Source organism: Stenotrophomonas sp. SMYL20, assembly GCF_036320045.1.
In the GTDB taxonomy this organism is placed as follows: domain Bacteria; phylum Pseudomonadota; class Gammaproteobacteria; order Xanthomonadales; family Xanthomonadaceae; genus Stenotrophomonas; species Stenotrophomonas maltophilia_A.
Genome location: NZ_JAWIRT010000021.1, coordinates 30,609 through 54,342 on the forward strand (window position 1 = coordinate 30,609; position 23,734 = coordinate 54,342).

23 protein-coding genes and 1 pseudogene are annotated in these 23,734 nt (G+C 63.0%); 7 read left to right on the top strand and 17 right to left on the bottom strand.

The features are described 5' to 3' along the window. Positions 1–231: 231 nt before the first annotated feature. From V3B48_RS16125 to V3B48_RS16190, 14 genes and pseudogenes are all read right to left on the bottom strand, one after another. Positions 232–747 carry a DUF4189 domain-containing protein gene (locus V3B48_RS16125; protein WP_182266334.1) on the bottom strand — a complete coding sequence of 172 codons (516 nt, stop codon included), beginning with the start codon at positions 745–747 and terminating at the stop codon, positions 232–234. 41 nt (positions 748–788) lie between these two features. Continuing rightward, positions 789–1,940 (bottom strand): type IV secretion system protein, encoded by a 1,152-nt coding sequence (locus V3B48_RS16130; RefSeq protein WP_229298144.1) that lies wholly within the window; start codon positions 1,938–1,940, stop codon positions 789–791. A gap of 79 nt (positions 1,941–2,019) precedes the next feature. Further along, positions 2,020–2,817 (bottom strand): hypothetical protein, encoded by a 798-nt coding sequence (locus V3B48_RS16135; protein WP_049398226.1) that lies wholly within the window; start codon positions 2,815–2,817, stop codon positions 2,020–2,022. A 59-nt stretch (positions 2,818–2,876) separates the two neighbouring features. After that, entirely contained in the window at positions 2,877–5,315 is a 2,439-nt protein-coding gene (locus V3B48_RS16140; RefSeq protein ID WP_032129524.1) for a VirB4 family type IV secretion/conjugal transfer ATPase, read from the bottom strand. An 81-nt stretch (positions 5,316–5,396) separates the two neighbouring features. Further along, on the bottom strand, positions 5,397–5,705 hold the full coding sequence (locus V3B48_RS16145) for a VirB3 family type IV secretion system protein (protein ID WP_006374695.1): 309 nt from the start codon (positions 5,703–5,705) through the stop codon (positions 5,397–5,399). Further along, positions 5,698–6,108 carry a TrbC/VirB2 family protein gene (locus V3B48_RS16150; protein WP_006374697.1) on the bottom strand — a complete coding sequence of 137 codons (411 nt, stop codon included), beginning with the start codon at positions 6,106–6,108 and terminating at the stop codon, positions 5,698–5,700. The genes V3B48_RS16145 and V3B48_RS16150 overlap by 8 nt, the downstream gene beginning before the upstream one ends. Before the next feature lie 580 nt (positions 6,109–6,688). Beyond that, positions 6,689–7,153: pseudogene (locus V3B48_RS16155) on the bottom strand (lytic transglycosylase domain-containing protein); the annotation flags it as partial. Between the two features lie 15 nt (positions 7,154–7,168). Next, positions 7,169–8,212 (bottom strand): P-type DNA transfer ATPase VirB11, encoded by a 1,044-nt coding sequence (gene virB11 / locus V3B48_RS16160; protein WP_032129526.1) that lies wholly within the window; start codon positions 8,210–8,212, stop codon positions 7,169–7,171. A gap of 14 nt (positions 8,213–8,226) precedes the next feature. Next, positions 8,227–9,492, bottom strand: a complete 1,266-nt coding sequence (locus V3B48_RS16165) for a TrbI/VirB10 family protein (protein ID WP_032129527.1) — start codon at positions 9,490–9,492, stop codon at positions 8,227–8,229. Next, positions 9,489–10,268 (bottom strand): TrbG/VirB9 family P-type conjugative transfer protein, encoded by a 780-nt coding sequence (locus V3B48_RS16170; protein WP_006374751.1) that lies wholly within the window; start codon positions 10,266–10,268, stop codon positions 9,489–9,491. Before V3B48_RS16170 ends, V3B48_RS16165 begins: the two co-directional genes overlap by 4 nt. Beyond that, entirely contained in the window at positions 10,265–11,320 is a 1,056-nt protein-coding gene (locus V3B48_RS16175; RefSeq protein ID WP_032129528.1) for a type IV secretion system protein, read from the bottom strand. Before V3B48_RS16175 ends, V3B48_RS16170 begins: the two co-directional genes overlap by 4 nt. An 89-nt stretch (positions 11,321–11,409) precedes the next feature. Next, positions 11,410–11,856, bottom strand: a complete 447-nt coding sequence (locus V3B48_RS16180) for a hypothetical protein (protein ID WP_032129529.1) — start codon at positions 11,854–11,856, stop codon at positions 11,410–11,412. 427 nt (positions 11,857–12,283) lie between these two features. Then, entirely contained in the window at positions 12,284–13,963 is a 1,680-nt protein-coding gene (locus V3B48_RS16185) for a type IV secretory system conjugative DNA transfer family protein (RefSeq protein ID WP_049463033.1), read from the bottom strand. A 36-nt stretch (positions 13,964–13,999) separates the two neighbouring features. Beyond that, on the bottom strand, positions 14,000–14,257 hold the full coding sequence (locus tag V3B48_RS16190) for a hypothetical protein (protein ID WP_006374755.1): 258 nt from the start codon (positions 14,255–14,257) through the stop codon (positions 14,000–14,002). A gap of 235 nt (positions 14,258–14,492) precedes the next feature. Between V3B48_RS16190 and V3B48_RS16195 the strand changes: the two genes are divergently transcribed. Then, entirely contained in the window at positions 14,493–15,704 is a 1,212-nt protein-coding gene (locus V3B48_RS16195) for an MFS transporter (protein WP_032128597.1), read from the top strand. A gap of 16 nt (positions 15,705–15,720) precedes the next feature. Here the strand turns inward: V3B48_RS16195 and V3B48_RS16200 are convergent, their stop codons facing one another. Beyond that, complete coding sequence (locus V3B48_RS16200) at positions 15,721–16,200, bottom strand: MerR family transcriptional regulator (RefSeq protein WP_197615118.1); 480 nt, start codon at positions 16,198–16,200, stop codon at positions 15,721–15,723. An 89-nt stretch (positions 16,201–16,289) separates the two neighbouring features. On the opposite strand from V3B48_RS16200, the gene V3B48_RS16205 reads away from it, so the two are divergent. The 4 genes from V3B48_RS16205 (at position 16,290) to V3B48_RS16220 (ending at position 18,842) form a co-directional block, all read left to right on the top strand. Then, positions 16,290–17,528: an NADH:flavin oxidoreductase/NADH oxidase family protein gene (locus tag V3B48_RS16205; RefSeq protein ID WP_329894068.1), complete on the top strand. Its 1,239-nt coding sequence runs from the start codon at positions 16,290–16,292 to the stop codon at positions 17,526–17,528. A 93-nt stretch (positions 17,529–17,621) separates the two neighbouring features. Then, complete coding sequence (locus tag V3B48_RS16210) at positions 17,622–18,098, top strand: hypothetical protein (RefSeq protein ID WP_032128600.1); 477 nt, start codon at positions 17,622–17,624, stop codon at positions 18,096–18,098. Between the two features lie 103 nt (positions 18,099–18,201). Continuing rightward, the gene (locus tag V3B48_RS16215; RefSeq protein ID WP_032128601.1) at positions 18,202–18,471 is read left to right on the top strand and encodes a hypothetical protein; all 270 of its coding nucleotides are present in this window, start codon (positions 18,202–18,204) and stop codon (positions 18,469–18,471) included. Between the two features lie 125 nt (positions 18,472–18,596). Then, positions 18,597–18,842: a hypothetical protein gene (locus V3B48_RS16220; protein WP_197615117.1), complete on the top strand. Its 246-nt coding sequence runs from the start codon at positions 18,597–18,599 to the stop codon at positions 18,840–18,842. A gap of 45 nt (positions 18,843–18,887) precedes the next feature. Here V3B48_RS16220 and V3B48_RS16225 read toward each other — a convergent pair whose 3' ends face one another. Further along, entirely contained in the window at positions 18,888–20,417 is a 1,530-nt protein-coding gene (locus V3B48_RS16225) for an FAD-dependent monooxygenase (RefSeq protein WP_197615116.1), read from the bottom strand. 82 nt (positions 20,418–20,499) lie between these two features. Here V3B48_RS16225 and V3B48_RS16230 point away from each other — a divergent pair, with 82 nt between their 5' ends. Together V3B48_RS16230 and V3B48_RS16235 are read left to right on the top strand one after the other, a co-directional pair. After that, complete coding sequence (locus V3B48_RS16230; RefSeq protein ID WP_049398239.1) at positions 20,500–21,144, top strand: TetR/AcrR family transcriptional regulator; 645 nt, start codon at positions 20,500–20,502, stop codon at positions 21,142–21,144. Between the two features lie 73 nt (positions 21,145–21,217). Further along, on the top strand, positions 21,218–23,359 hold the full coding sequence (locus V3B48_RS16235; protein WP_197615115.1) for a TonB-dependent siderophore receptor: 2,142 nt from the start codon (positions 21,218–21,220) through the stop codon (positions 23,357–23,359). A 56-nt stretch (positions 23,360–23,415) separates the two neighbouring features. Here the strand turns inward: V3B48_RS16235 and V3B48_RS16240 are convergent, their stop codons facing one another. Continuing rightward, positions 23,416–23,697, bottom strand: coding sequence for a hypothetical protein (locus V3B48_RS16240; RefSeq protein WP_049398241.1), 282 nt, complete (start codon positions 23,695–23,697; stop codon positions 23,416–23,418). Positions 23,698–23,734 lie beyond the last annotated feature (37 nt).

The following is a 23,734-nucleotide window of genomic DNA, read 5'->3' on the forward strand; positions in this document are numbered from 1 at the left end:
AATCCCGGGGCGATGCGAGATCCAGCATCTGATCCGCTGTCACTCATCCTTCCGCCACCACGCACCCGAGTTACGGAAGCCGATTCGCCTCTACACCAAACGCCCGAGTCAGCGCGCAACTACCGGGCACCTCACCATTTCGACCTGCCTGACATTAAATCTTCCAGATTCTTTCCATAAAGGACTGTGCCAGGACGCCAGTCGGACGACCACAGACTCGCGATAGGATTTTTAGAATTCCTCGAAGATCGGCTCAGAGCAAGCGGAATAGACGGCAGCACAATCGCTCCCTCCTTTCGAGGCACAGAGGCGGGAGGCAAACTCTGTGGCACCCTCGATCGTTGCACCGGTACCAAACTGCGTGGTTCCACCTGTGCCCGAGCTGGCGACAACGGCGGCCACGCATTGATTCTTATATGTAATTGTAACCTTACATCCCACTCCGCCGGATTCAGCACACTTCCTCTGCGCTTCCTCAGCGGCCTCCGTCTTCCGTACCCGCCCTGTTGAGGAGCCAGAGGCGCCCGACGGCGCCAATGATATTGCGCCCCAAGTCTTGATCCATTTACCCGTCGCTCTGGGCCCACTGGTAGCTGCACCTTCGCCTCCAGGAATCGGGGCGCAACCACCGACTCCCTTCCCTCCGATCGGGTACTGCCCAGGAGGACATCGCCCCTCAGCCTGAGCCTCAAGGGCCGATGTGGCGAACATGAACACCAACGGCGCTAGCAAATGGATCATTCTCATCAGGCAACTCTCCTTACACAGACAACGCGCATCTCCGCGAGCTAAATAGGTGCCTTGGCAAATCGGCCTGTATCCGACGGCGTATCGGCAACATGTGGAGATCCAGTTGATCTACCCATCTGCCCCACTCCGCTTGCTCCATGCCCGGTGCTCCCCTTCTCTGGAGCCGGAGGCGTGTAGTAACTACCCGGCGGCTGCCCACTCGGGCCCGGCGCCTGCGCAACCGGGCTGCCACCTATCTGCGAATATGCCATGAAGCTACCCAAGGTGCCCTGGAAGAACATGGCCGCCATTGGGGGCGCAGTCAGAATCAGGGTCGTCAGGATCAGTCCCATGCCGCCCTGCTGCATCGCCTGACTGGTCATGCCGTCGCTGGACGCGCCCATCAGCGGGAACTTGTTCACCAGCGCCGTTACCCAGAACGAGGCGGACACGCGAATTACCATGTCCAGTGCGATCGACACCATTGCCGCCAGCACCGCCATCGAGAACATGGTTCCGATGCCGTAGAACAGCCATCGCTGGAACAACTGCTTGGTCTGGTCGAACAGAAGGCAAAGAATGAACAACGGCCCGAATCCGATGAACAACGCCATTGCTACTTCATAGAGCAGAAGCATTGAACCCGCAGTTACCGCTGGACCACCTGTGCCGAGGCCGATGAACCACATGGCCCGGGTCTTGTCTTCCTGCAATCCAGGGTCATTCAGAATCTTGATGCCATCAATGCTGGACAGCGCCACCTGCATCCAAGCCAGACTCTTGTCGATCTGCTCTTCCGGCTTCTGATCCTTGCCAGTGACAACGTGGGTGATCAGGCCCTTCACGTCCTCGGTCAGGAACTCATGAAGATCGCGCCCGAACATGCCCATGCTGGTGGCAACGGCCACAATCAACGCTGCGCGCGCCATGTTGGTTACCAGGACCATCATCGAATCGCGGCTGCGGCCTGTAACGATTCGATAGCCTTGGATCAGCACCCACAAGGTCATGAGGGTCAGCGCGATGCCGCCCACCCACGCCATCATGTTGTCCATCAGGTCGAAGCCGAACTTGCCGATCCTGTCCCGCAGGTAGTCCAGGATCAGCTTGAAGAACACGAAATCGCCAATCGACTGGACACGCGCGACGTGCCCCATCAGATCCTGGAATCCGCCCGAAAAATCAAAGTTGGCAATCGACCTGATCGTCATACCCACATTCCCTTGGTAATACTGCAATCACATGAGGGGCGACGCAGACGCGCGCACCCTTGGTGCTCCATTCCATGCATCAGTCGATGGACAGCGCTGCCTTCAGCGCGGCCGTCTTGACCAGATCACTGGCAATGGTCTTCATCGGGTCGCCCTTCAGCGCTGCCTGTGCAACGACCTTCTGATTGGCTTCCATCACCTCGATGTAGGCATCGTAGGCCTTCTGCTGTGCCTCGAAGGACTTTGCCTTGGCTGCCATGTCGTTCGCGGTGCGCAACGTGTCGTTCTGCGTTGCGTTGACGTTGCCGAGCAGATTGCTGACATTTCGCTGCTTCTCGATTGCATCGAGGCTATCGAAGAACGACGGCATCGTCTTGAGCATGAAGTCCACCGCATCGTTGTACTTGCGGTTCTGCATCATCCGGATGTTCACGCAGATCTGTTGCTGCTGATCTTTCCAATCGCCCTTGAAATTGAAAACGACCCGGGTCGCGAGAGTCTTCAAGTCGGTGCCGATTCCGCAGGTCTCGGCAACCAGATAATTGGGTGGCACCGGCGTCAGCGGGGCGGAATCCGGCAACCCGAAGGAATTCACGATGCCCTGGATCTGGACCATCGTCTCCTGGTACTCCTTGATCGTCTGCGCCCAGTCCCGTGCCCACTGGGTGTTCTCCTTGACGAACTGGTACTTCTCCTGGAAACGGGCCTGGTACGTATTGATCTGATTGAGGATGTGCTGCCACAGCGCAGGACCCGTTTCCTGCACCGGGCCGATGGCGCCCGCATTGGTCGCTGAGAGGGCCAAGGCAACGCCGAGCACCTTGGCCATCGGCTTGAGTACCTTGCGGGCGCTGGCCCGACGCTTGACGTTGTTCATGGGAAAACTCCTGTTGTTCTGATTGACGTCCACTTGCCTGTCTCCTGCTCGCACGGCCATCAGGCCGCGTCGGACCGGGGTTCCTTTCCCGACCCCTTCCGGTTCTTGTAGAAATCTTCCAGCCACTGCTCCGGGCTGAGCTCGTCTACAGTGACGCGATTGCGGACCGCGGCCGTCTGCAGAACCCGATGCATGACATCGATGTTGTCGGTCGAAGCCGAGATCACCGACAGGATGTCGTCCATGCCGCGCAGGTTGAGCTGGCACACGCTGGAGGCATGGCCCTGCTTGACCAGGAAGCAGCGCGAGCGCTCGTCCAGTGCAGTCACCACCCTGAACTCGGCCTCGGTCAGCTTCAGGCCGTCCATGTAGTCGCTCTTGCTGGCATTCGGGTTCGGCAGCAGGATCAGGGTAGCGGTCTGCTCGATCAGGGCGGCGGAGATATCGCTCTTCAGCGCATCTTCCGGGCTCTGCGTAGCGAAGATGCCGAGACCGTTCTGCTTACGGATGGTCTTCTGCTTGTTCTTCGCGAACTCCTTCAGGCCACCTTCGCCGTCCAGGATCTTCCAGAATTCGTCCATCACATAGATCAGCGGACGACCGTCGATCAGCGACTCCAAGCGGTGCAGCAGGTAATTGATCACCGGCACGCGCACTTCAGGATTGTCGATGATGTCGGTGTAGTCGAAGCCGATGATGTTGGCCTTGCTCAGGTCAACGGTATCGATCGGATTATCGAACACCCAGCCCAGCGAGTTGCCCGAGGTCCAGCGGCGCATGCGCGCGTAGAGGCCATCGTCGCCCATATTGGGCAGGCTCTTCTGGAAGTTGGTCATGCTGCGCAGGTGCATCGGCGTATCGAGCATGCTCTCCACCGCGCGGTAGATATCCTCTTCCTCACGGGCGCTGTACTCGCGCTTGCCGGCCAGCACCTTGATCAGGTCAGCCAGGAACTGCAGGTTGGCTTCGTTGTTCTCGCACTGGAACGGGTTGAAGCCGGTCGGTGCGCCGTTCTCCAGGGCCAGATAGTTGCCACCGCAGGCGCGCACGAAGATCTCCGCGCCGCGATCCTTGTCGAAGAAGAAGATGGTCGGCGACGGCTCGTACTTCTGCACCTGGCTGAGCAGGAAGTTGATCAGCGCGGTTTTACCGGTACCGGACTTGCCGATCACCATGGTATTGGCGATCGCCTTCTCACCCAGCGAATTCTCCGAGGGATGGGTCGCATGGAAATTGAAGTAGTACGGCTGGCCATTGGTGGTCTGCAGCGTGGTGACGCAGTCGCCCCACGGGTTGTTGTGCTGCTTACCGGTGGCGAAGTTGTGCAGCGGCGACAGGCCCAGGAAGTTCAGCGAGCTGACATTGGCCAGGCGTGTGCGATAGCGCCAGTTGCCCGGCAGCTGCGAATAGAACGACGAGGTAACCGCCAGGTCTTCCTTGGTCGATACGAACCCGGCGTTGGACAGCTCGGCTCGGGTCGAGGCGACGTTCTGCGAAAGCTTGGCCTGCGTGTCGCCGTAGACCGCCATGATGAAGTGGTATTCACCCAGTACGAAGTTGCCCGACGACAGCTGATCCATGGCCTGGTCCAGCTCGACGATCTGGCTGACCGCCTTGTCGCCGGAGGAGATCATCATGCCCTTGGTGCGGTCGAGCACCTTCAGCGCGTCCTGGCGCCCCATCGGGCTGAACGAATGGGTGATGACGTATTCGTAGTCGAGGTACTTCAGGCCGTTGAGGATGCCCGGGTAAGTCCCCTCGGCATACTCCTTGATGTTCAGAATGGCGCCGTAGTGATTGGCACCGTTGGGAGTATTGATCGCAAAATCACCGGTCTTGGCCGAGAACATGTGGCGACTGACCGGCAGGTAATCCTTGATCGGTGCCGACAGCACCGGCACCGGCTCGTCGATGCGATTGATCAGGTAACCGAACAGCTCCAGCGTTTCCGAGAACACCACGCCATTCTTGGCTTCGTACATACCCAGGCGATACGGCGCGTAGTCGCGGATCACGGCCTCGACGTTGCCGGCCAGTTCCATCAACTTCTCTACCGCCTGCTCCTGCTCGGCGCGCAGCTTCTCCACGTTCGCCGACTTTTCGACGAAGCGTTTGCCCGCCACCACCGGGCGATAGATCATGGTCAGGTACAGCTCGTTCTGCATGATGCGCTGCGAGGACAGCATGCCCATGTACTGGTCGGAAACGTCCTGGTTGAAGCGCTGCCTGTAGTTGCTCTTGCCCTTCAACGTGCGACGGCGACGGATGTCGTGCACCCAGAAAGCGACGTTGACAAAGTCAGGCGCGCGCAACGTCTGCAGCAGACGGTTGAACGTGTTGTGGCGATGCTCGAGCTCCCACTCCTCTCGGCCGACAAACGGCAGCCCTTCCAGATGCCAGGTCAGCAGGTAGTCGCCGCCCGTGGTCTTGACCACGTTCGGGGCGACATGCGACGACAACGGGATGAACTCACTGATGGAGGTATCAGGGCTGAACATACGACTGCTTCCAAAGAGGTACTGCCAAGAAGTTTCAAGAGACCTGGCGGGCGCGGATGCCCGCCAGGCCGGATCCGGACCTCAATCCATTCGGGCCGGCTTGTTGCGGTAATGGTTGGGGTTGAGCACCCACATGCCATCGTGCTCCTGCACGTTGCGCACCTTCAGCTTGAACATCAGGCGCAGGCCCAGCAGGCGGAAGATCATTTCGTCACGCTTGGCCATGTGCCGCATGATGAAGACCGCCACCGGAATGGTGAGCAGGAACCAGAAGTTCGTGTACATGCTGAGCAGCAACAGCCCGCCTGCCACCATGAAGAATGGCAGGTAGGGAACGCCCAGGAACATCGCTGGACGCGTGCAGCCGCGGAACACGACGTTCTTATGCACTGTAGTACTGGATCACGTGGTTGATCAGGTAGGAGGTGCTGGTGCCACCACCGCACTTGCCGTCGCTGCCATCACCCAGCAGCATGCGCGCGATCTGGCCTGCGGCGCCGATCAGCACGCCACCGATCAGGATCGGGGCGACGTCAGCGATGCGCTTGTGCGCGAAGGCGATCTGGTAACCAGCGAAGATCACCGCGATGGTGACCACGGCGATCGAGGCGATGTTCAGCAGGCCGTTGATGTTGTTGAAGAAGCTGCAGACCTTCTTGTCGGTGCCGCCGAAGTCGGTGGCGCCGTTGGCGAAGACTTGCGGGGCAAACAGTGCGCCGACGAACAGAGTGGCCATCAGCAAGGTCTTCAGCGTGCGCTGGGCCTGGACGAGGTCGAGATTGGATCGCTTCATGGATTGATTTCCTTGTTGATGGACTAACACAACTGAATCGACCAGCCGGGGGACTGGCCGTACCACGACTTCGTCAGAACACGAAGGCCGCATCCCCTGCGGGAATCTGCTGCACCGGTGCGGACTGTGCCGGTGCGTTATATGAACTGCCATTGCCGGCCACTGGCTGATTGCGCTCATTCCAGGGCCGCAACATCACAGGGCCCTCGTTGCTGCCACCTGCAGCACCTGGCAACTGCTGCGGCATGGCCATCGCCTGCGCCGGACCCTGCTGAGGCAGCTGCTGCGGCATGCCACCGGCCTGTTGCTGCGGATAGGCGGCCCCTTGGGTGGGCTGCGCCTGCGGCTGCATCATCCGATCCACCGAGCCCAGTACCACTTTGGAAAGCGCCTGGTCGGCGATGTTCAGCAGGCTGCCCCGCGCCATTGCACCGGTGGACGGATACACGACATACGCACGTGCCGGGTCTTCCGACGGCACGTACACCGGGCCACTCGCCTGCGCAACGATGCGCGCCTGCGCCGGCGAAGCGAGCTGCGGGTGATGCTCGACCTTCACGCTGCGGCGTTCGCCGCGACTCACCACGTCGATCGGTGCAACACCATTGCTGGCAAGCTGCTGCCCACGGCGCATCGAGTCATAGACCTTCTGCACATAGCCATGGCGGAAGCCAGTCTCGAAATTGCCCGAGTAGTAGCAACTGAATGACTTGCCCCAGTCACCACCGGAGCGCTTGTAGCACTCGGCGAGGATCCGAGAACCCGCTTGCAGGTTCGGGCATTGCTGGAAAGCCTTCTCGTAGGAATCCAGACCGTACTTGCCGAGGTTATAGCGGTTGACCTGGGCTAGCCCGATGGAGAAGTTGTAGCCTTTCTCTTCCAGCATCCGAACCGTCGCCAGTGCCTCGTCCAGCGCCTTGGGCTGGCGCACCAGAGCGCCACCGACTACGCCGATGGCATAAGGGTTGCGTGACGATTCAACGTTGATGACGTGCTGCATCACGTCCATCGACACCGCCATCTCCGGGCACGCCATCATCTCCAGTCCTGGCAGCATCCTTCAGCCCTCCTGCCCCTGGGCACGCCCAGGATTGAAATCGATACCGGTGATGTAGCGCGAACCGGCGTGCGCCTTGATATGCACGACGATGTCGATGGTCATCATCAACAGTCGCTTGATCACGTTGAACTCCAGGCCCGAACCTTCGGTGGAGGCCTTCACCATGAGGGCCAACTGGTCCCAGGTCTGCTCCGGACTGCCTGCATGGCAGCTGGTGATCGAACCCGGGTGGCCCGATGCGCAGTTGCGGATGAAGTAGAACGCCTCGTCACCGCGCAGCTCGGCCAGGATGATGCGCTCGGGCTTCATGCGCAGGCAGGCTTCCATGCAGCTCTTGGCACTGACATTGCTGGTGCTCTGCCCACCCTTGGAGTACAGCAGGTGCACCACATTGGGTTGGGTCAGAAACAGCTCGCGCGCGTCCTCGATCGTGACCAGGCGTTCGTTGTCCGGAATATGATTGACCAGCGCTTTCATGAAGGTGGTCTTGCCGCTACCGGTCGCACCGGATACCACGATGTTCTTGCGGTACATCACCGCACGCCGGAAGAACTCGGCGTACTCGCGCTGCTGACGCAGCTCCAGCAGCTCGCGATCCTGCTCGCTGATGCTGCCATCGCTTTCCAGGATCTGGTTGAAGAACCCATCTTCGTGATACTGGCTGAGCGACTTGGTGTGCTTGGACGGCAGACGGATGGTGATCGACACCTTGCCTGCATCGCACGCCGGCGGAATCACGAACTGGGCACGCTGGCCGGTGGGAAACGTGAGCGAGACCACCGGATCGGCATCAGTGATGCGCTGGCCGGTGTTGCTCTCGTTCACCACCGCCGTGCAGAACTGCCGGGCCCGCTCGAAGGTCAGGCTCGGCACATCCACCCGCTGCCACCCCGCCCGGGTTTCCAGGTACAGCTCACCGGGACGGTTGATGCAGATTTCCGTCACTTCCGGGGAAGTCATGTACTCGGCGATGCCCAGCACTTCGTACTGATAGCGCAGGAAATCGCTGGAGACGAGGGCAAGGGGTGACACTTCAGCGTCCATGATCGTTCGTTGGGTTACCGGCGAGGATGCAGCACGCTCGTGAAGTCGACGTCCTTGGCGACGTACACATTCACGATGGTGCCTTGGTTGATGGTCACGGTCGGCGGGCGACGTTGGCTGAGCGACTCGTTGGCCAGGCGTTCCATGGTGCGCGCGGTGGCGCTCTCATAGGGCGACTGGATGGTCATGCCGTTGTTGGCCACCGTGGTGGTCTCCGGGCCATGTTCGGCGGCGGCATACTTGAACGCATCAGCCAGCAAGCTGATCATCAGCGCCGAGGCGATACGACTACCCCAGTGCGCGCTGTACTGGCCCGGATGACCGGCGCCACCCAGCTGATCCACGCCCGGGCTGGACATGGCCACGTCAATACCGTTCGGCGTGGTGATGCGGTCCCAGATCACTTCCACCCGCTTGCCGGTAGGACCACCGCCATAGGCGCCATAGATCTTGGAGCCCTTCGGCAGCAGCAGATTGCGGCCGTTGATCGAGTACACCGGCTCTGTCACCAGGCACGAGGTGTAGCCCGCGATATCAGTGATGATGCGGGTTTCCAGTACACAGCGCAGATAGGTTCCTCGCACCAGCAGCGCATCGGGGCTGCGGATGTAGCTGGCATTGGACACGTCATCCACGTCGGGGCCACGACGCACGCGCGCTGGCGCTGCATTCTGCTGCCCGTTCATCTGCTGAAGCATTGCCCGCGTGTATTCGTCCATGCCCGCCTGCTGCGAGCGCTCCTCATCCTGTGAACTGCCATTGCCAACGAAACCGTCGGCACTGGCACCCATCCGACGTTCGGCAAGCGTCGGACCACGAGGGCCCGCGGAGCGATCTTCCAACGTCACTGGCGGCTCAGGGCGGCTCGGCCCCAATGGAGGCGGCGGCAACATCGGAATCGGATCAACGGGCTGCATTGCCTGCGCCGGACCCGGATCGGTCTGGACAGCATCCGGCAGTGTTGGCGTGCTCGCGCGCGCAACATCCGGCACCTTCGGCGCATCGTCCTTGTCTTGGCCCTTGCGGAACAGCAGGAAGCCCATGGCAACAAGCAGCACCACGATACCGCCCAGGAACAGCAGCGCCTTGCGGTTCAATCGCTGCTCTTCAGCCGAGCGCAGCTGCGGCGCGGCCGCGTCCAGATCCGGTGCAGGCTCAGCCTGGGTCGTGCCGAAGTACGGATTCGTCTGCGCCTCCGGAGCAGCCTGTGCACCGTACGGACTCTGGCTCTCGTCGCGTCCGTTGTTCGGGTCGTTTCCGGGAGTGTTCTGCTGGCTCATTTCTTCACGTTCCTTCGCAGGCCGACGACGAAGTCGCCGTGGCGGATGACCAGGTACGGGTAGGTCCCGTGCACGATCAGCGTATTGCCTTCAACCGTGGTGTTGACCACGAAGTCTTCACCGTATTCCGTTTCACGACCGAACACGGCCGGGAAGATACCGGTCTTGTACTCCGGCGAATTCGGTAGTTTCAGGTAGGTGAAACGGCTGTCGTCGTAGGCGTTGACCGGGATCAGCCAACCCATCTTCTTCGCCTTGCTGGTCGAATAGGAGTAGTTGAAGTTGTACTGGCGGTCCTTGGCCAGTTCAGAGCTCAACAGCGGCTGCGCCTCCTCTTCCACCGCTTCCTGCGCGACGCCGAACACGGTGTCGTTCGGGTAGGTGAAGGCGATCTTGTACTGCACGCCAGCACGACGGGCCTGTTCCAGCTGGCGCCAGTCAGTGGCCACCACCTTGAGCTCGAAGATGTAGGAATGGGTCTCGGTGCGCACCATCATGTTGGTGTCGACGTCGACGTTCTTCGGCTTGAGATAGAACACGTTCTCGCGACGGGTCAGTTCCCAGCCGCTGCTGAAGCCGGTGCTGTAGTCGAGGATCTTCTCGTTCGGGCTCAACTCGATCTGGGTGGTCAGGCCCAGGCCGGTGCGAACCGGATAGATGCGGTCCTTCTCGTACTCGTAATGGTCCACCGCCTGCGCCATCGCCGCTGCTGAAAACAACAGCGACAACATCGACAGCAGCGCCAGTGCGCTTCCCCTGATATTTCGACTACTCATCGGTTGCTTGCTCCATCAGCAGTTCCGGTGGAATTGTTCTGCGCCGGCCTCATGGCCGGCTGTCCGGGCATTGCCTGCCCCGGCATTGCTTGCCCCTGCACCGGCTGACCCGGCATGGGCTGCCCCTGTACGGGCTGACCCGGCATCGGCTGGCCCGGCGTCGGGCCATTGGCCGGGACGGCGACCGGCTGGCCGGTGGCCGGATCGATCATCGTGGCCGCGGCCGGGTTGTTGGGATCGTAGACACCCTGGGCCTGCTGCGCGGCCTGTGCAGCCTGCTGCGCCTGCGCCTGCATGGCGCCGTCATCCGGCACCGGGACGCCACGGGAATAGTCGTTGTCGACGCGATACTCGGTGACCTGGAAGGCCAGCGGATTGAGGATGCGATCCTGCTCGGACAGCGCCAGGTTCTGGTTGTAGCCGAAGCGCATCGTCACCAGCTGGTTGTCCAGGTAGGTGGCAACGCCAGTGCGCTTATCCAGCAGGCTGCGCTGGATGCGCACCGAAGCGCCGCGGAAGCTGCCGTTCGCTTCGGCGCCCAGCGGCGTGATGCTGAGGATCTTGACCCGGATGGCACGCTCGCGGCCATACATCACGAACGGGTTCTGCGGGTTGTTGCCGGCATAGCGCACGCGCATGGACTGCGCCACCGGATCGGTGGACATCACGAACACCAGTTCCCAATCGCGCAGGCCCATCACCGCCGAGTCGTACGACTCGCGCGCCAGTACGTACTGGGCCACATTGCTGCGATTGATCGCTTCGTTGCTGGTAATCGTCTCGCCCTGGAAGGTCCCGCTCAGGCGTGCGACCGTCGCGGTACCCGTGTACGCATCGGCCATCACCAGGAACGGCACCTTCTCCTTCAGCGGCAGCATATAGTAGTAGCCGCCCGCCAGTGCGAGCGACATCAGCAACGAGCCCGTGGCGACCCACCAGGCACGGCGCTCGCTGCGACGCGCCATGTCGGCCACGGTGATCTCGTAGCTGACCGCCTTGGCGACCGACTGCTCGACCTTGGGACTGTTGCCGGGATCCTTCTTGCGGAACATGGATTCTTCCGTACTGCTGAAACATCAATGGGCATGGAGCCCCTGCGACAGGCGCGGGGAGCGGCACGTTCGATGGTTTCGAGGTGGACTCAGGTGCCGCTGTTGGAATCAGCGCCCTGCGCCGACGCGGTGGGCGTCGAGCCAGCGCTCTGCACAACGATCTGGTTGCCAACAATGGAGACGGAGATGCCTTGCGCCGAATACGCCGAAGTCAGATCGATCACGGCCTGCTGCGCATTGGTGGTGTCGATCTTCGAGACCGCGCCATACAGCGTGAAGTCCGAGCTGAGGCGGTAGTCCAGTGTTCGTCCGGAATCCTTGGCCCAGCGCTCGAGCATGGCTTTGAGCGTGCCATCCATCGGCGAGGCCTGGTAGACGTAGCTGGAATACAGCGGGATCTCAGTCGTCGCCACGGCAAAGCGGTTGACCGGCTTCCAGCGCCCACCGAAATCGGGGGCGGACTTGGTGGCACACCCTGCCACCATCAGCGCCGCAACTGCGGCGATGGAGATTTTCGCGATAAACGCCTGATTCATACGGGCTTCACTTTGACGTACGAAAAAGCAGTCCCGAGCGTTGGTTCCCTGGCCGTCCGGCGCTGCATGGCGCACGCCGGAATCGGGGAGACGCGCTGGCATGCAGCACACCTGCCCCGGCTCCCCTGCAGCCCGAAAGCTGCCAACCAGGTCGCGGGGCCGCCAGACGTTGCCGACGACACACCCGCACACCCTCACCAACGTCGAAACCATCCTTGTTTCCATGGCACAAACTCCTGGCCACCCTGCGTTACAACTTTTGCCATCCAGCACACACTTCTGGATGACGCACACAGAGTTACACAACCACGCGTCAATTCCATGTCAGACAAGTCTGAAAATCCATGAACAGATGCCGAATTTTTGACTCATCTCACGATTTCACGTCGGTGAATATGAATCTACGTCACAAATTTAGCGACGTGAATTAGACGTTAAGCATCGGAACGTCGACCTTCGGCAGCAGCCGCGATGTGAAATAGCGATCCTTGTAATAGCGGATCTTGTCGCACTTCACCGGATGCGGTATGCCCTCGTAGAGGAATACTTCCTTGTCCGGCCCCATCGCCTTCAGCTCCTGCGGCAGCATCAGTGCACGCCGCTCTTCGGTGAAGTTGTGGGTCTTCTCACGGGCATGGGTGACGTTCTTCTTGCGGACGGTGGTGTAGCCCAGCATGTCCGAGTAGTCGTTGGCGTCCTGCTGCTCGCGCGGCGCGTACAGGATCTGCAGTGCGTGGTTGGTGATGATCGTGCGTGACACTTCCCGGCCGTACGTGGCATCAAGCTGGGACATGCTCTGGATGATCGGCAGCAGGCGGATGTTGTAACCGGCCATGTAGGACACCGCCGAGGCGATGATCTCGACCTTGCCGATCGAGGTGAATTCGTCCATCAACAGCAGGCACTGGTACTTCAGGTCCGGGTTGGACTTGGGCAGTTCCTTGGTGTTGAGGTTGATCAACTGGCTGAAGAACAGGTTGATGATCAGCCGGCTCTCGGCCAGCTTGTTCGGCTGGATGCCGATATAGATGGTCATCTTCTTCCTGCGCACATCGGTCAGCAGGAAGTCGTTGCTGCTGGTGGCCTTGTCCAGCACCGGATTGATCCAGGGATTGAGCGGCTCCTTGAAGGTGCCCAGGATCGAGGCGAAGGTCTCATCGGCCTGGGACAGCATGTTGGCGAATGCCGAACGTGCGTTGCCACTAAGGAACGACCGCTCCGACAAGGCCTTGAGGTACTTCTTCAGATCGGTGCCGTCGCCCGATGACAACCGGTAGACCGCGCCCAGCGTCGGCGTGCCCGAGCCGCCCGGGAAACCACTGCTGCGCTCGTCATCCCAGTTCTCGAACAGATACAGGGTGAAGGCCATGAACGCATTGCGCGCCTGGCTGACCCAGAATTTCTGGTCCTCGGCCCCGTCCGGATACAACATCGCGGCGATGCTCATCAGGTCCGAGACACGGAACGCCGGGTCATCGGAAACATAGCTGAGCGGGTTCCAGCGGTGCGTGCGCCGATCTTCGGCGAAAGGATTGAACAGGTAGATCTCCTGCCCTTGGCTGGCACGCCAGCCACTGGTCAGGTCGAAGTTCTCCTGCTTGATGTCCAGCACCACCAGCGATTCGCCGTACTCCAGCAGGTTCGGGATGACGACGCCCACGCCCTTGCCTGAACGGGTGGGCGCTGCAAGGATCACGAACTGCTGGCCGTCCAGCCGCACCAGCTTGCCGCCATGGCTGCCAACCACGATGCTCTGGCCGGTCTTCTTGAACATGCCGTGCTTGGACAGGTCGGCGCCGGTGGCAAAGCGCGCGTCGCCGTGCAACGAGCGCTTGTCCTTCTTCAGCAGCAGCACCAGGCCGGTCACCAGCAGCACCAGCAGCGGCAGGCCGAAGCCGAGATAACCGGCCCACTTGATCTTGCCCACGAACGGCGCGACCTGCGGCTGGCCAATGGCGTGGTAATACTGGTAGTACGTGTTCCAGGTGAACAGCTTGGTGTCCAACCCCAGCAACAACAGGGTCAGGTAACCGGAAAACACGAAACCAAGCAGCAGGGTCGCCAGCGTGATGATGGCGATGAGCAGATACTTCTTACTGGGCAACACCCGGATCCTCCATGATGCGCACAAGGGCGCGACGGCCTAGCGGCGGCGCCAGCGCGACGCCTTCTTCCGCAGGTGGTTTTCGTTCTCCAGCCCGGGCTCTTCGCCCTCTTCACGCACCAGTGCCTGCAGGCGTTGGCGCGCTTCGGCCAGCGACATCAGGTCGGTCAGACGATCCCCATCGTCGGCGACGACCGCATGGCCGACCACATCGCCCGGAGCGTACACCGGCGCGTAGGACACCGCTACCAGCTGATAGCGACCGCGCGTCTCCAGCACATGCCTGAATTCCTGCATCGACATCCTCCTTATTCCAGCACTCCGCAGCCCCTGTGTTTCGCATCATGCCGACGTCCATGTCGTCATTACATGCAGGACGCCGACAACAATGCGCCGAACCTGCTTTCGTACCGAGCCCGTGCCGGGCTTGCCGCAACCCCACGGATCAAACGCTGATTTACCCTCAGCATGGCTGCTGCTGTTGCGGTGCAGCAGTACAATGCACGGCTCCCCGCCCCCATCGCGCCCCCGCATGAGCCCCAACTCTTCCCTGGCTGCGCGGCTGACGCCCCGTCAGCGCACCCTGATCATCCTTGCCCTGTCCCTGGGCGGCTTCGCCATCGGTACCAGCGAGTTCGCCAGCATGGGCCTGATGCTGGAGATCAGCCGTGGCCTGTCGATCTCCGAAACCCAGGTCGGCCACCTGATCAGCGCCTATGCCATCGGCGTGGTCGTCGGTGCGCCGATCCTCGCCTTCGTCGGCGCCAGCTTCCCGCGCCGCAAGCTGCTGCTGGCACTGATGGGCTTCTATGCTGTCGGCAACCTGGCCAGCGCACTGGCACCGAACTACGGCACGATGCTGATCGCGCGTTTTGTCGCCGGCCTGCCGCATGGCGCCTACTTCGGCGTGGCGATGCTGGTGGCCGCCGCGATCAGTCCGGCCGGCCAGCGCGGCCAGGCGATGTCGCGCGTACTGCTGGGCCTGTCGATCGCGATCCTGGTCGGCAATCCGCTGACCACCTGGCTGGGCCAGCAGCTGAGCTGGCGCACTGCCTTTGCCCTGGTCAGCGTGCTGGCCATCGCCACCGTGGCGATGATCGCGCGCTTCCTGCTGCCCGACCCGGACGAGGTGCGCACCTCGCCGATGCGCGAACTGCGTGCCTTCAACACCACCCAGGTGTGGCTGGCACTGGCGATCGGCGCGGTCGGTTTCGCCGGCATGTTCTGCGTGTTCACCTACCTGGCGCCGACCCTGGTGCAGGTCACCGGCGTGGCCGAATCGTGGATGCCGCTGGCGGTGGGCGTGTTCGGCATCGGCGCCATCATCGGCAACATCGCCGGTGGCTGGCTGGTGGACAAGTTCCACTTCAAGGCCGCCGCGGTGGTGCTGCTGTGGTCGATCGTGATGCTGCTGCTGTATCCGCTGGCCGCGCAATCGGTGTGGACCATCGGCCCGATGATCATCACCGTCGGCACCATGGGTGCGCTGGCTGCGGTGCTGCAGACCCGCCTGATGGACGTGGCCGGCGAAGCACAGACCCTGGCTGCCGCCTCCAACCATGCCGCCTTCAATACCGCCAACGCGCTCGGCCCGTGGCTGGGTGGCATGGCGATCAGCGCCGGCTTCAGTCCGGCCAGCACCGGCTATGTGGGCGCGGCCACCGCCATCGGCGGCCTGCTGCTGTGGTGCGTGGCGGTGATGCTGGACAAGAAGCGCAAGAGCGCCGTCGCCGGCAGCCTCTGAACATCGCGCCGGATCGTCAGTCGCTGCCCGTGCGGCGGCGGCGATCCGGCCGCAGCAACGCGGTATCGCCGGCCGCCAGGGTCGGCCGCGCCAGCTCACCACGCTTCACCCGGTCCAGCACCCGCTGCGAATTGGCCGCGCAATCGATGCCCTCCGGCCGCGCCTGGATATCTTCGATCAGGGCCAGCAGGTGCGCACGGCTCTCTGACAGGCGCAACTGCAGCGCTTCGATGTCGGCCACCTTCTGCTGCAGCATCGTGATCAGTGCCTCGTGCTGCCATTGGCCCATGTCCGGCGGCAACAGCGCGCGGATCTCTTCCAGGCTGAAACCGGCGCGCTGCGCACCGGTGATCAGTTCCAGCAGCAGCACCGCCTGCTCCGGGTAATCGCGGTAGCCGTTGGCCTGGCGCTGCACAACCAGCAGCCCTGCATCCTCATAGAAGCGGATGCGCGACGCGGCAAGGCCGGTGCGTCGCGCCAGCTCACCGATCTTCATCTGCCTGAATCCTCGACATGGAAGCCTGTTGACCTTCAATCAAACTTGAAGGTTAGCGTAGCGCCATTCCCCTGTCCTGGAGCTGTCCGATGTCGCTGTTCTCGCCCCTGGCACTACCCTCCGGTGCCGTCATCCGCAACCGCATCGCCAAGGCGGCGATGGAGGAAAACATGGCCGACGCCGACCACGCTCCCTCCGAAGCGCTGCTGCAGTTGTACCAGCGCTGGGCCGACGGCGGCGCCGGACTGATCATCACCGGCAACGTGATGGTCGATGGGCGCGCCATGACTGGGCCCGGCGGCGTGGTACTGGAGGATGACCGCCACCTCGACCGCTTCACTGCCTGGGCGGACACTGCCCGCTCGCGGGGTGCGCAGATGTGGATGCAGATCAATCACCCGGGGCGGCAGATGCCGGCCGCACTCGGTCAACCCGCGCTCGCGCCGTCGGCCGTTGCATTGCAGATGGGCGCGCTGTCCAAGCAGTTCGCACCGCCGAAGGCGATGACCGAGGACGACATCGACTCGGTGATCGCGCGCTTCATCCGCAGTGCCGAACTGGCCGAGCGCGCCGGTTTCAGTGGCGTGGAGATCCATGCCGCGCACGGCTACCTGCTCAGCCAGTTCCTGTCACCGCTGTCGAACCGGCGGGAGGACCAGTGGGGCGGCAGCCTGGAAAACCGTGCGCGCTTGCTGCTGGAGATCGTGCAGGGTGTACGCGCGGCGGTGGCGCCCACATTCGTGGTGGCGGTGAAGCTCAACTCCGCCGATTTCCAGCGCGGCGGTTTCTCGCCCGAGGATGCGCGCGCCGTGGTGGAGATGCTGGCCCCCCTCGGCGTGGATCTGGTCGAACTGTCCGGCGGCAGCTATGAAGCACCGGCCATGACCGGCGCCGCACGCGACGATCGCAGCGTGGCCCGCGAAGCGTACTTCCTCGAATTCGCACGCGAGATCGCCACGGTGGCAACGATGCCGTTGATGGTCACCGGCGGCATCCGCCGCCGCGAGGTGGCAGAACAGGTACTGGCCAGCGGCGTAGCCATGGTCGGCATCGCCACCGCACTGGCGATCGAGCCGGATCTGCCACAGCACTGGCAGCAGGGCCGCGACCCGGCGCCGACGCTGCGCAACATCAACTGGCGCAGCAAGCCGCTGGCGGCCAGCGCGCACATGGCGGCAGTGAAGTATCAGCTGGGCCGGTTGAGCCGGCGCCGCCCTACCGCACCCACGGTTTCACCGGCGTGGGCACTGCTGCTGGCACAGGCGGCCGCACAGTGCCGGACCCGCCGCTACCGGCGCTGGATCAGCGCCCGCGCCATCGCACATTGAGCCGCGCGGTCTTCTCATCGCTGCAGCGATGCGCCACCATCTGCAGGATCGGCGGCGGTCCGCCGCCGGACGCAGCACGCAGAAGGAACCACCGTGGCAGCAGGATCAACCAGGAACCGCGAAAAGCTGCTCGATGACCTGCTCTCGCTGGGCCGCAACTGGGCACTTGCCATCGCCATCGCCGGTGCCGGGGCTGCCGTCCATTACAACGAATCGGTCTACGAGGCCGGGCTCTGGCGCGGCCTGTTGCCCACGCTCTGCTTCCTGGTCGCGATCATCTGGATTGTGCTCAGCATCATCCGCTTCGACCTGACCATCCAGCAGCACTTCGAGCGCAAGTTGTCACGCTGGCTCAGCCGCCTGCTCTACGTGGTGCTGCTCGGTACCGGCATCACCGCCGTGTTCTTCGTCACCGAGCTGGCAGAGAACAATCATATTGCGCGGATGTGCGACTCGGTAGCCAACGAACCCGGCAGCCGCATCTACAGGTCGGCCGAATGCCAGCGCCTGTATCAGCACCGCGCTGCCTACCGGCAACGGCTGGAATCGGCCGAGGGTGAGTTCGACTGAGGCCTGCGTAGGCCCTGCATCGCGTGCGCAAAAAACACATGGCGTGGATATGTGATCGGGCACAGTGGCTGCGCCTCCCTTGCAGCAAACGAACGCCGCCGACATGCGCCACCCGCCCGCCCCTGCCCGTCACGATGCCATCGCTCTGCAGGCTGGCGTGCTCGGCAGTGTGCTGGGCGTGACGCTGTTCAAGGCGATCGCACTGTCAGCGCTGGCGAGTGGCTCTTTGATGGTGATCGGGCTGTGGCTGCTGGCCTGCGCGCTGCTGGCTGCCTGGGCACTGGCCGCCTGCCTGGCCTGCCTTGCGCTCAGCCGGCGCGTATTCGTGCTGATGCTGGCGCTGAGCATGATGCTGATGATCTGCGTCGCCTGACAGCAGCAGGCGCCGGACTATCGCGCATCTGTTATAGAATAACAAGTGTGATTGGTCGGATTGTCTGCGCCCGGTGTCACGGATTTGAATTCCATGGCCAGCCCGGCACCACCCGAGACCCTCCCATGAACCTGCAGCCCCTGCTCCGCACCACCCTCGCCGCCATCACTCTGGCCTCGCTCAGCGCCTGTGCAACCTATGACGACAGCAACATGCATCAGGCCTGCCAGGAGTCGCCGCATCTGAAGGACCTGCCGCGCGAAGTGGCTGCCCGCGAGAGCCGCTGCAACAAGAGCATGGAAGTGTGGTCGAGCGAGCGCAAGGGCAGTGACCGGCCGATCGACCTGAGCGGCAAGAAGAAGGATCTGTAACCGCACCCGGCGCAGCCCACATCGGCTGCGCCCCCGCCCTGTACATCAGTCAGCCTCCGGCAGTCCGAACCCGCGCTGCAACGCTTGGCGCAACCCTGCCTGATCACCTCCCGCATCGCAGGCCCACGCGACAATTCCATCGGGCCTCACCAGTACCGCCCCCAGGCCGAGCGCATCGTCCACCGGCGAGGCAATGCGGGTGAACGGCTGCCGCCAACGGCCGACGGGGTTGTACGAAGCGCCGTTCTCATCGAGCACAAGCAACACCCCCTGCCCCGTCCTCAGCACCTCTCCCATGCGGCGGCCATCGGCCAGCAGGAAGTCCGGCACGCTGCGACCGGCCAATGGATGGCCATCGCCCAGATCGAGCTGCTGCGACACGCCCCAGACCCGTTCGGCCAGATAGGTGGCGCCATCGCGGGTGCCGGCCAGATCGGCCATGACCGCCGCCAACGCGCGCGAACCGGCTCCAGGACGCATCAGCGCAACCTGCGCGCGCGACCAGTCCAGTACGTTGGCGCCAATTGGATGCCGTTCCGCGTGATAGCTGTCCAGCAGCGCCACGTCAGCGTCACCGCGTATCACGCTGGCCAGTTTCCAGCCCAGGTTCATCGCATCGCCGATGCCCAGATTCAGGCCCTGCCCTCCCAACGGGGAATGCACGTGCGCAGCGTCGCCTGCCAGCAGCACGCGGCCGTTGCGATAGGCGCTGGCCTGGCGCGCACCGTCGGTCCAGGTGCTGTGCAGATGCAGCGCGGTGATGGTCACGTCGCGGGCAGACACACGTCGCAGCAGCGATTGCGCTTCATCCAGCGCGAGAGGTTTTCGATGCCCGGCACCGCCATCGAAATCGGCAAGCGCGAGCACACCGGGGGGATTGAAATTGCACATGCCCTGCGCGGTGTACTGACGGCCCGGGGTCAGCACGCCGGGATCTTCCAGATCGACCTGCAGCGAATGACCGGTGAATTCGGGATCCGTGCCGATGAAACTGAAACCGCATTGCTTGCGCACTGTGCTGCGGCCTCCATCGCAACCTACCAGCCAGCGACCACGTACCGCCCCGTCAGCGGTCTCGATCTCCACTTCGGTTGCACCGGCGCGCACCGCCTGTACCGCACGCCCGCGTTCGATGCGCACGCCCAGCGTGGTCGCACGTTCGGCCAAGACCGTTTCCAGGGCCTGCAGCTCCACCGCCATCTGGCTGCCCACCGGCGACGGCAGGCGCCAGGTCCAGCGCGTGCGGTCGACGTCGTCCAAGGCAAACGGTATTCCGGCGAAGTGGCCGCCCAGCGCCCGCGGCTGCGCGAGCCAATGGGCGGTGCCGGGCGGCGGCGCCCCCTTCTCGGGCTTGAGCACCTGTGTCGCGGCGACCGCGTCCAACAGGCCGCGCCGATCCAATGCCTCCAGCGTAGGGGCGTTCAAGCCGCGGAGCCCGAATGGCAAGCGCTTCAACGGCGAACCGGCGGACCTGGCCTGTTCCAGCACCAGCACTGAACACCCGGCCTGGGCCAGTTCACAGGACAGGAACAGGCCCACCGGGCCAGCACCGGCAATGACGACGTCGTACAGCATGGGGAATCCTTGTGAGCGCCGGGTCGGCGCTCTGGCGGGTCAAATGTTACACTCGGTGTACGTTTCCACAAGTGAACCGCCCATGACCCCGCCTCCAGGTCGTCGCGAACAACGCAAGGCCGAGACCCGACAAGCGATTTCGGACGTCGCCACCGAGCTGATCATCCGGCGTGGCTTCGAGGCCGTCTCCATGTCCGAAATCGCCGAAGCCGCGGGCGTCTCACGCAAGACGGTCTTCAACTACTTCGCCAGCAAGGAAGACCTGGTGTTCGATCGCGATGAGGAGGCGCGCATGCTGCTGCGCGAGGGCATGATGGCGCGCAGCGGCATGACCCCGCTGGCGGCCTTCCAGTCACTGGTGCGCGAATTGCTGGAGGCTGGCCATCCGCTGCTGCGCATCAATGCCGGCGCTGCCGCCTTCTGGGGCACCGTGGCGGAGAGCCCGGTACTGGTCGCGCACGCGCGACGGCTCCAGGCGCAGTTGACTGACGACCTGGCGCGATTGATGGCCGACGCTGCCGGCCGGCCAGAACATGACGCCGAAGCGCGATTGGGCGCGGCCATGCTGCTGGCGTCGATGGTGGCGGCCTATGAGAAGGGATTGGCAAGCCAACTGCAGGGCGAGGACCCGCGTGAGGCCATGCTGCAGCTGATCGTGCGCGGCGCCACCGGGGTACTGGTGGCCTTGGCGGGCACCCCGTACACGGACCCCGGCGCGCGTCCATAACGCATTCGGGGGATAGGTCACGAAGTGTTGCAAATGCTAATCTTTCTCATTTGCAGACACGCCCCCTCTCCCGATGCCTTTTCCAACGCCCCTGCAACGCGCCTTGTGCCTGGCACTGACCCTGCCCCTGGCAACCCTTGCCCATGCTGTCGAGCCCTCCACTGCCGCGCCAAAGGACCTGGACAAGGTCGAAGTTCGCGGACGTGCACAGACCCTGTACCGGGTGGACGATGCTGCGGTCGGCACCCGCACGGATACACCGCTGGAGCTGGTCCCACAATCGATCCAGGTCATCCCGCGTGAACTGATCGACGATCAGGCCGCGCGTCAGGTGACCGACCTCTATCGCAGCATCAGCGGCATCAGCTACTTCAGCTATGCCGGGGTGACCCTGCGCGGCTTCCGCCAGGAGAACGTGCTGTATGACGGCCTGCGCGGCGACCCGTATGCAGGTTTCTCGGTCCCGCAGTTGTTCAACATCGAGCGCGTGGAAGTGCTGAAGGGACCGGCAGGTGCGCTGTATGGCGGTGGTGATGCAGGCGGCGTCATCAACTATGTAACCCGCAAACCGAAAGCCAGCGCCGGACGCAACATCGAGATCCAGCTGGGCGACAAGAACTTTCGTGCCGGATCGATCGAGGGTACCGGGCCGTTGAATGCCTCCGGCAGCGTGCGCTATCGCGCCGGGCTGTATGCCGACAGTGAAAAGGGCGTGCGCTGGAACACCGACAGCGAAAGCGTGATCGGCGACGCCTCGCTGGCCTTCGACATCGGCCGGACCGGCGAGCTGGTGCTGCAGTTCACCGACATCACCCAGAACCTCGGCGGCAACCGCCTGCGCGGCGTGCCGGTGAATGATGCGGGCACCTTCCTGACCGACCGCCGCTGGAACCACAACGAGGCCAGCGACTTCCTCGACATGCGCGCCAAAGTGGCGCTGGCGCAGTACCGCTTCGCACCACGTGACAATCTGGATGTGGACTTCGCCGCTCGCTGGTTCAGCAACAACGAGCACCAGATGTACCACGAGCCGATGGGCCTGATCGATCGTGACCGCGATGGCGTGGCCGAGTGGATGACCCGCCAGCTGCGCAACCAGATCCGCGACAACGAAGCATTCACTGCCAACGGCAATGCAGTCTGGCGGGTGACGACCGGCGCGGTTGAGCACAAGGTGTTGTTCGGTGCCGATGTGTACCAGCTGGATGCGGATTTCACTGCACAGACCGCCAGCAGCGCCGACCTTGCCCGTGGTGCGGGGCCGGTGCGCGGTATCGACCTGTTCAATCCCGTGTATGGCGCCAGTACCTGGCACGACTACAACCTGGCGGCCCTGCCCTGGCGCAGCACGTCCACCCGCAGCAAGCGCTATGGCGGCTATCTGCAGGACGAGCTGGCACTGGGCACACGCTGGCATGTGCTGGCCGGGCTGCGCTGGGATGGCTTCAAGGACGACGACCGCATTGCCGGCAGCAGTGTGGACGGCAACGATCTCAGCTGGCGGCTGGGAAGCACGTTCACCGTGCGCGAGGGCCTGAATGTCTACGCCAACGTGGCCAGTGGTTTCGTGCCGCAGAGTGCCGCCAACCAGAATCCGGCCGCTGGCGGACCGTTCGATGCCGAGCGCAGCAAGCAGTGGGAAGTGGGCATGAAGTCCCTGCTGGCCGACCGTGTGACCTTGAACATGGCCGCCTACCGGATCGACCGCAGCAATATCGTGCAGGCCACCGGCGAAGTGATCGGTGGCGTGAACCAGTTGGCCGCGCTCGGCCTGGTGCGCAGTACCGGCATGGAGCTGGATCTGCTGGCCGACCTCAGCGAGCGCTGGGTGCTGAATCTGACCTACGCCTACAACGATGCGCGGGTGAAGGATGCAGGCCCGAATGGCATCACCAACGCTTCCGGCGACCGATTCGCCAATGCGCCGCGCAACAAGCTGGGAATGTGGACGCGCTACGACCTGCCGTCGATCAATTCGGCCATCGGCTTTGGTGCTGACCATGTGGGTGAGCGCGTCAGTCTGGACGGGCAGACGGTCAAGGCCTACACCGTGTTCGACATGAGCTGGAAGACCACATGGAAGCAGTGGCAGTTCCAGGCCAACGTCAAGAACCTGTTCGACAAGGTGTACGCGGCCAGTGGCTTCATCGAACGCAACGGGCATTTCCCGGGCGAGCCACGGCGGGTGTATATGCAGGCGGCTTACAGCTTCTGACGCAGGGCTGGGAGCGGTGATGATGGGGAGGTGGCACCCCACCTCCCCTGTGGGTGTCAGTGCGAGCAGGCCACCAGCATCGAACGGGTGGCCATCTGGGTGGAAGTGAAGCCATTCTTGTTGCCCACCGCGATGGCGTTGCCGTCGTCGCCATCCTTGCTGAAGACTACATAGCCGCCTGGGCACATCTGTCCGGCCTTCTCGTAGCAGCCACTCCAGGCACTGGAGCCGCTGCAGTCGATGGAGACGCCGCGCCGGCCATCAGGGGTAACGGTCATCTTCGCGGTGGTACAGCCACTCAACGCGGCCACGAGCAACAACGGAACGAACAACTTCATGGGTACTCCAGGGGTTGGGGGGCAGCGAGTGGCCGCC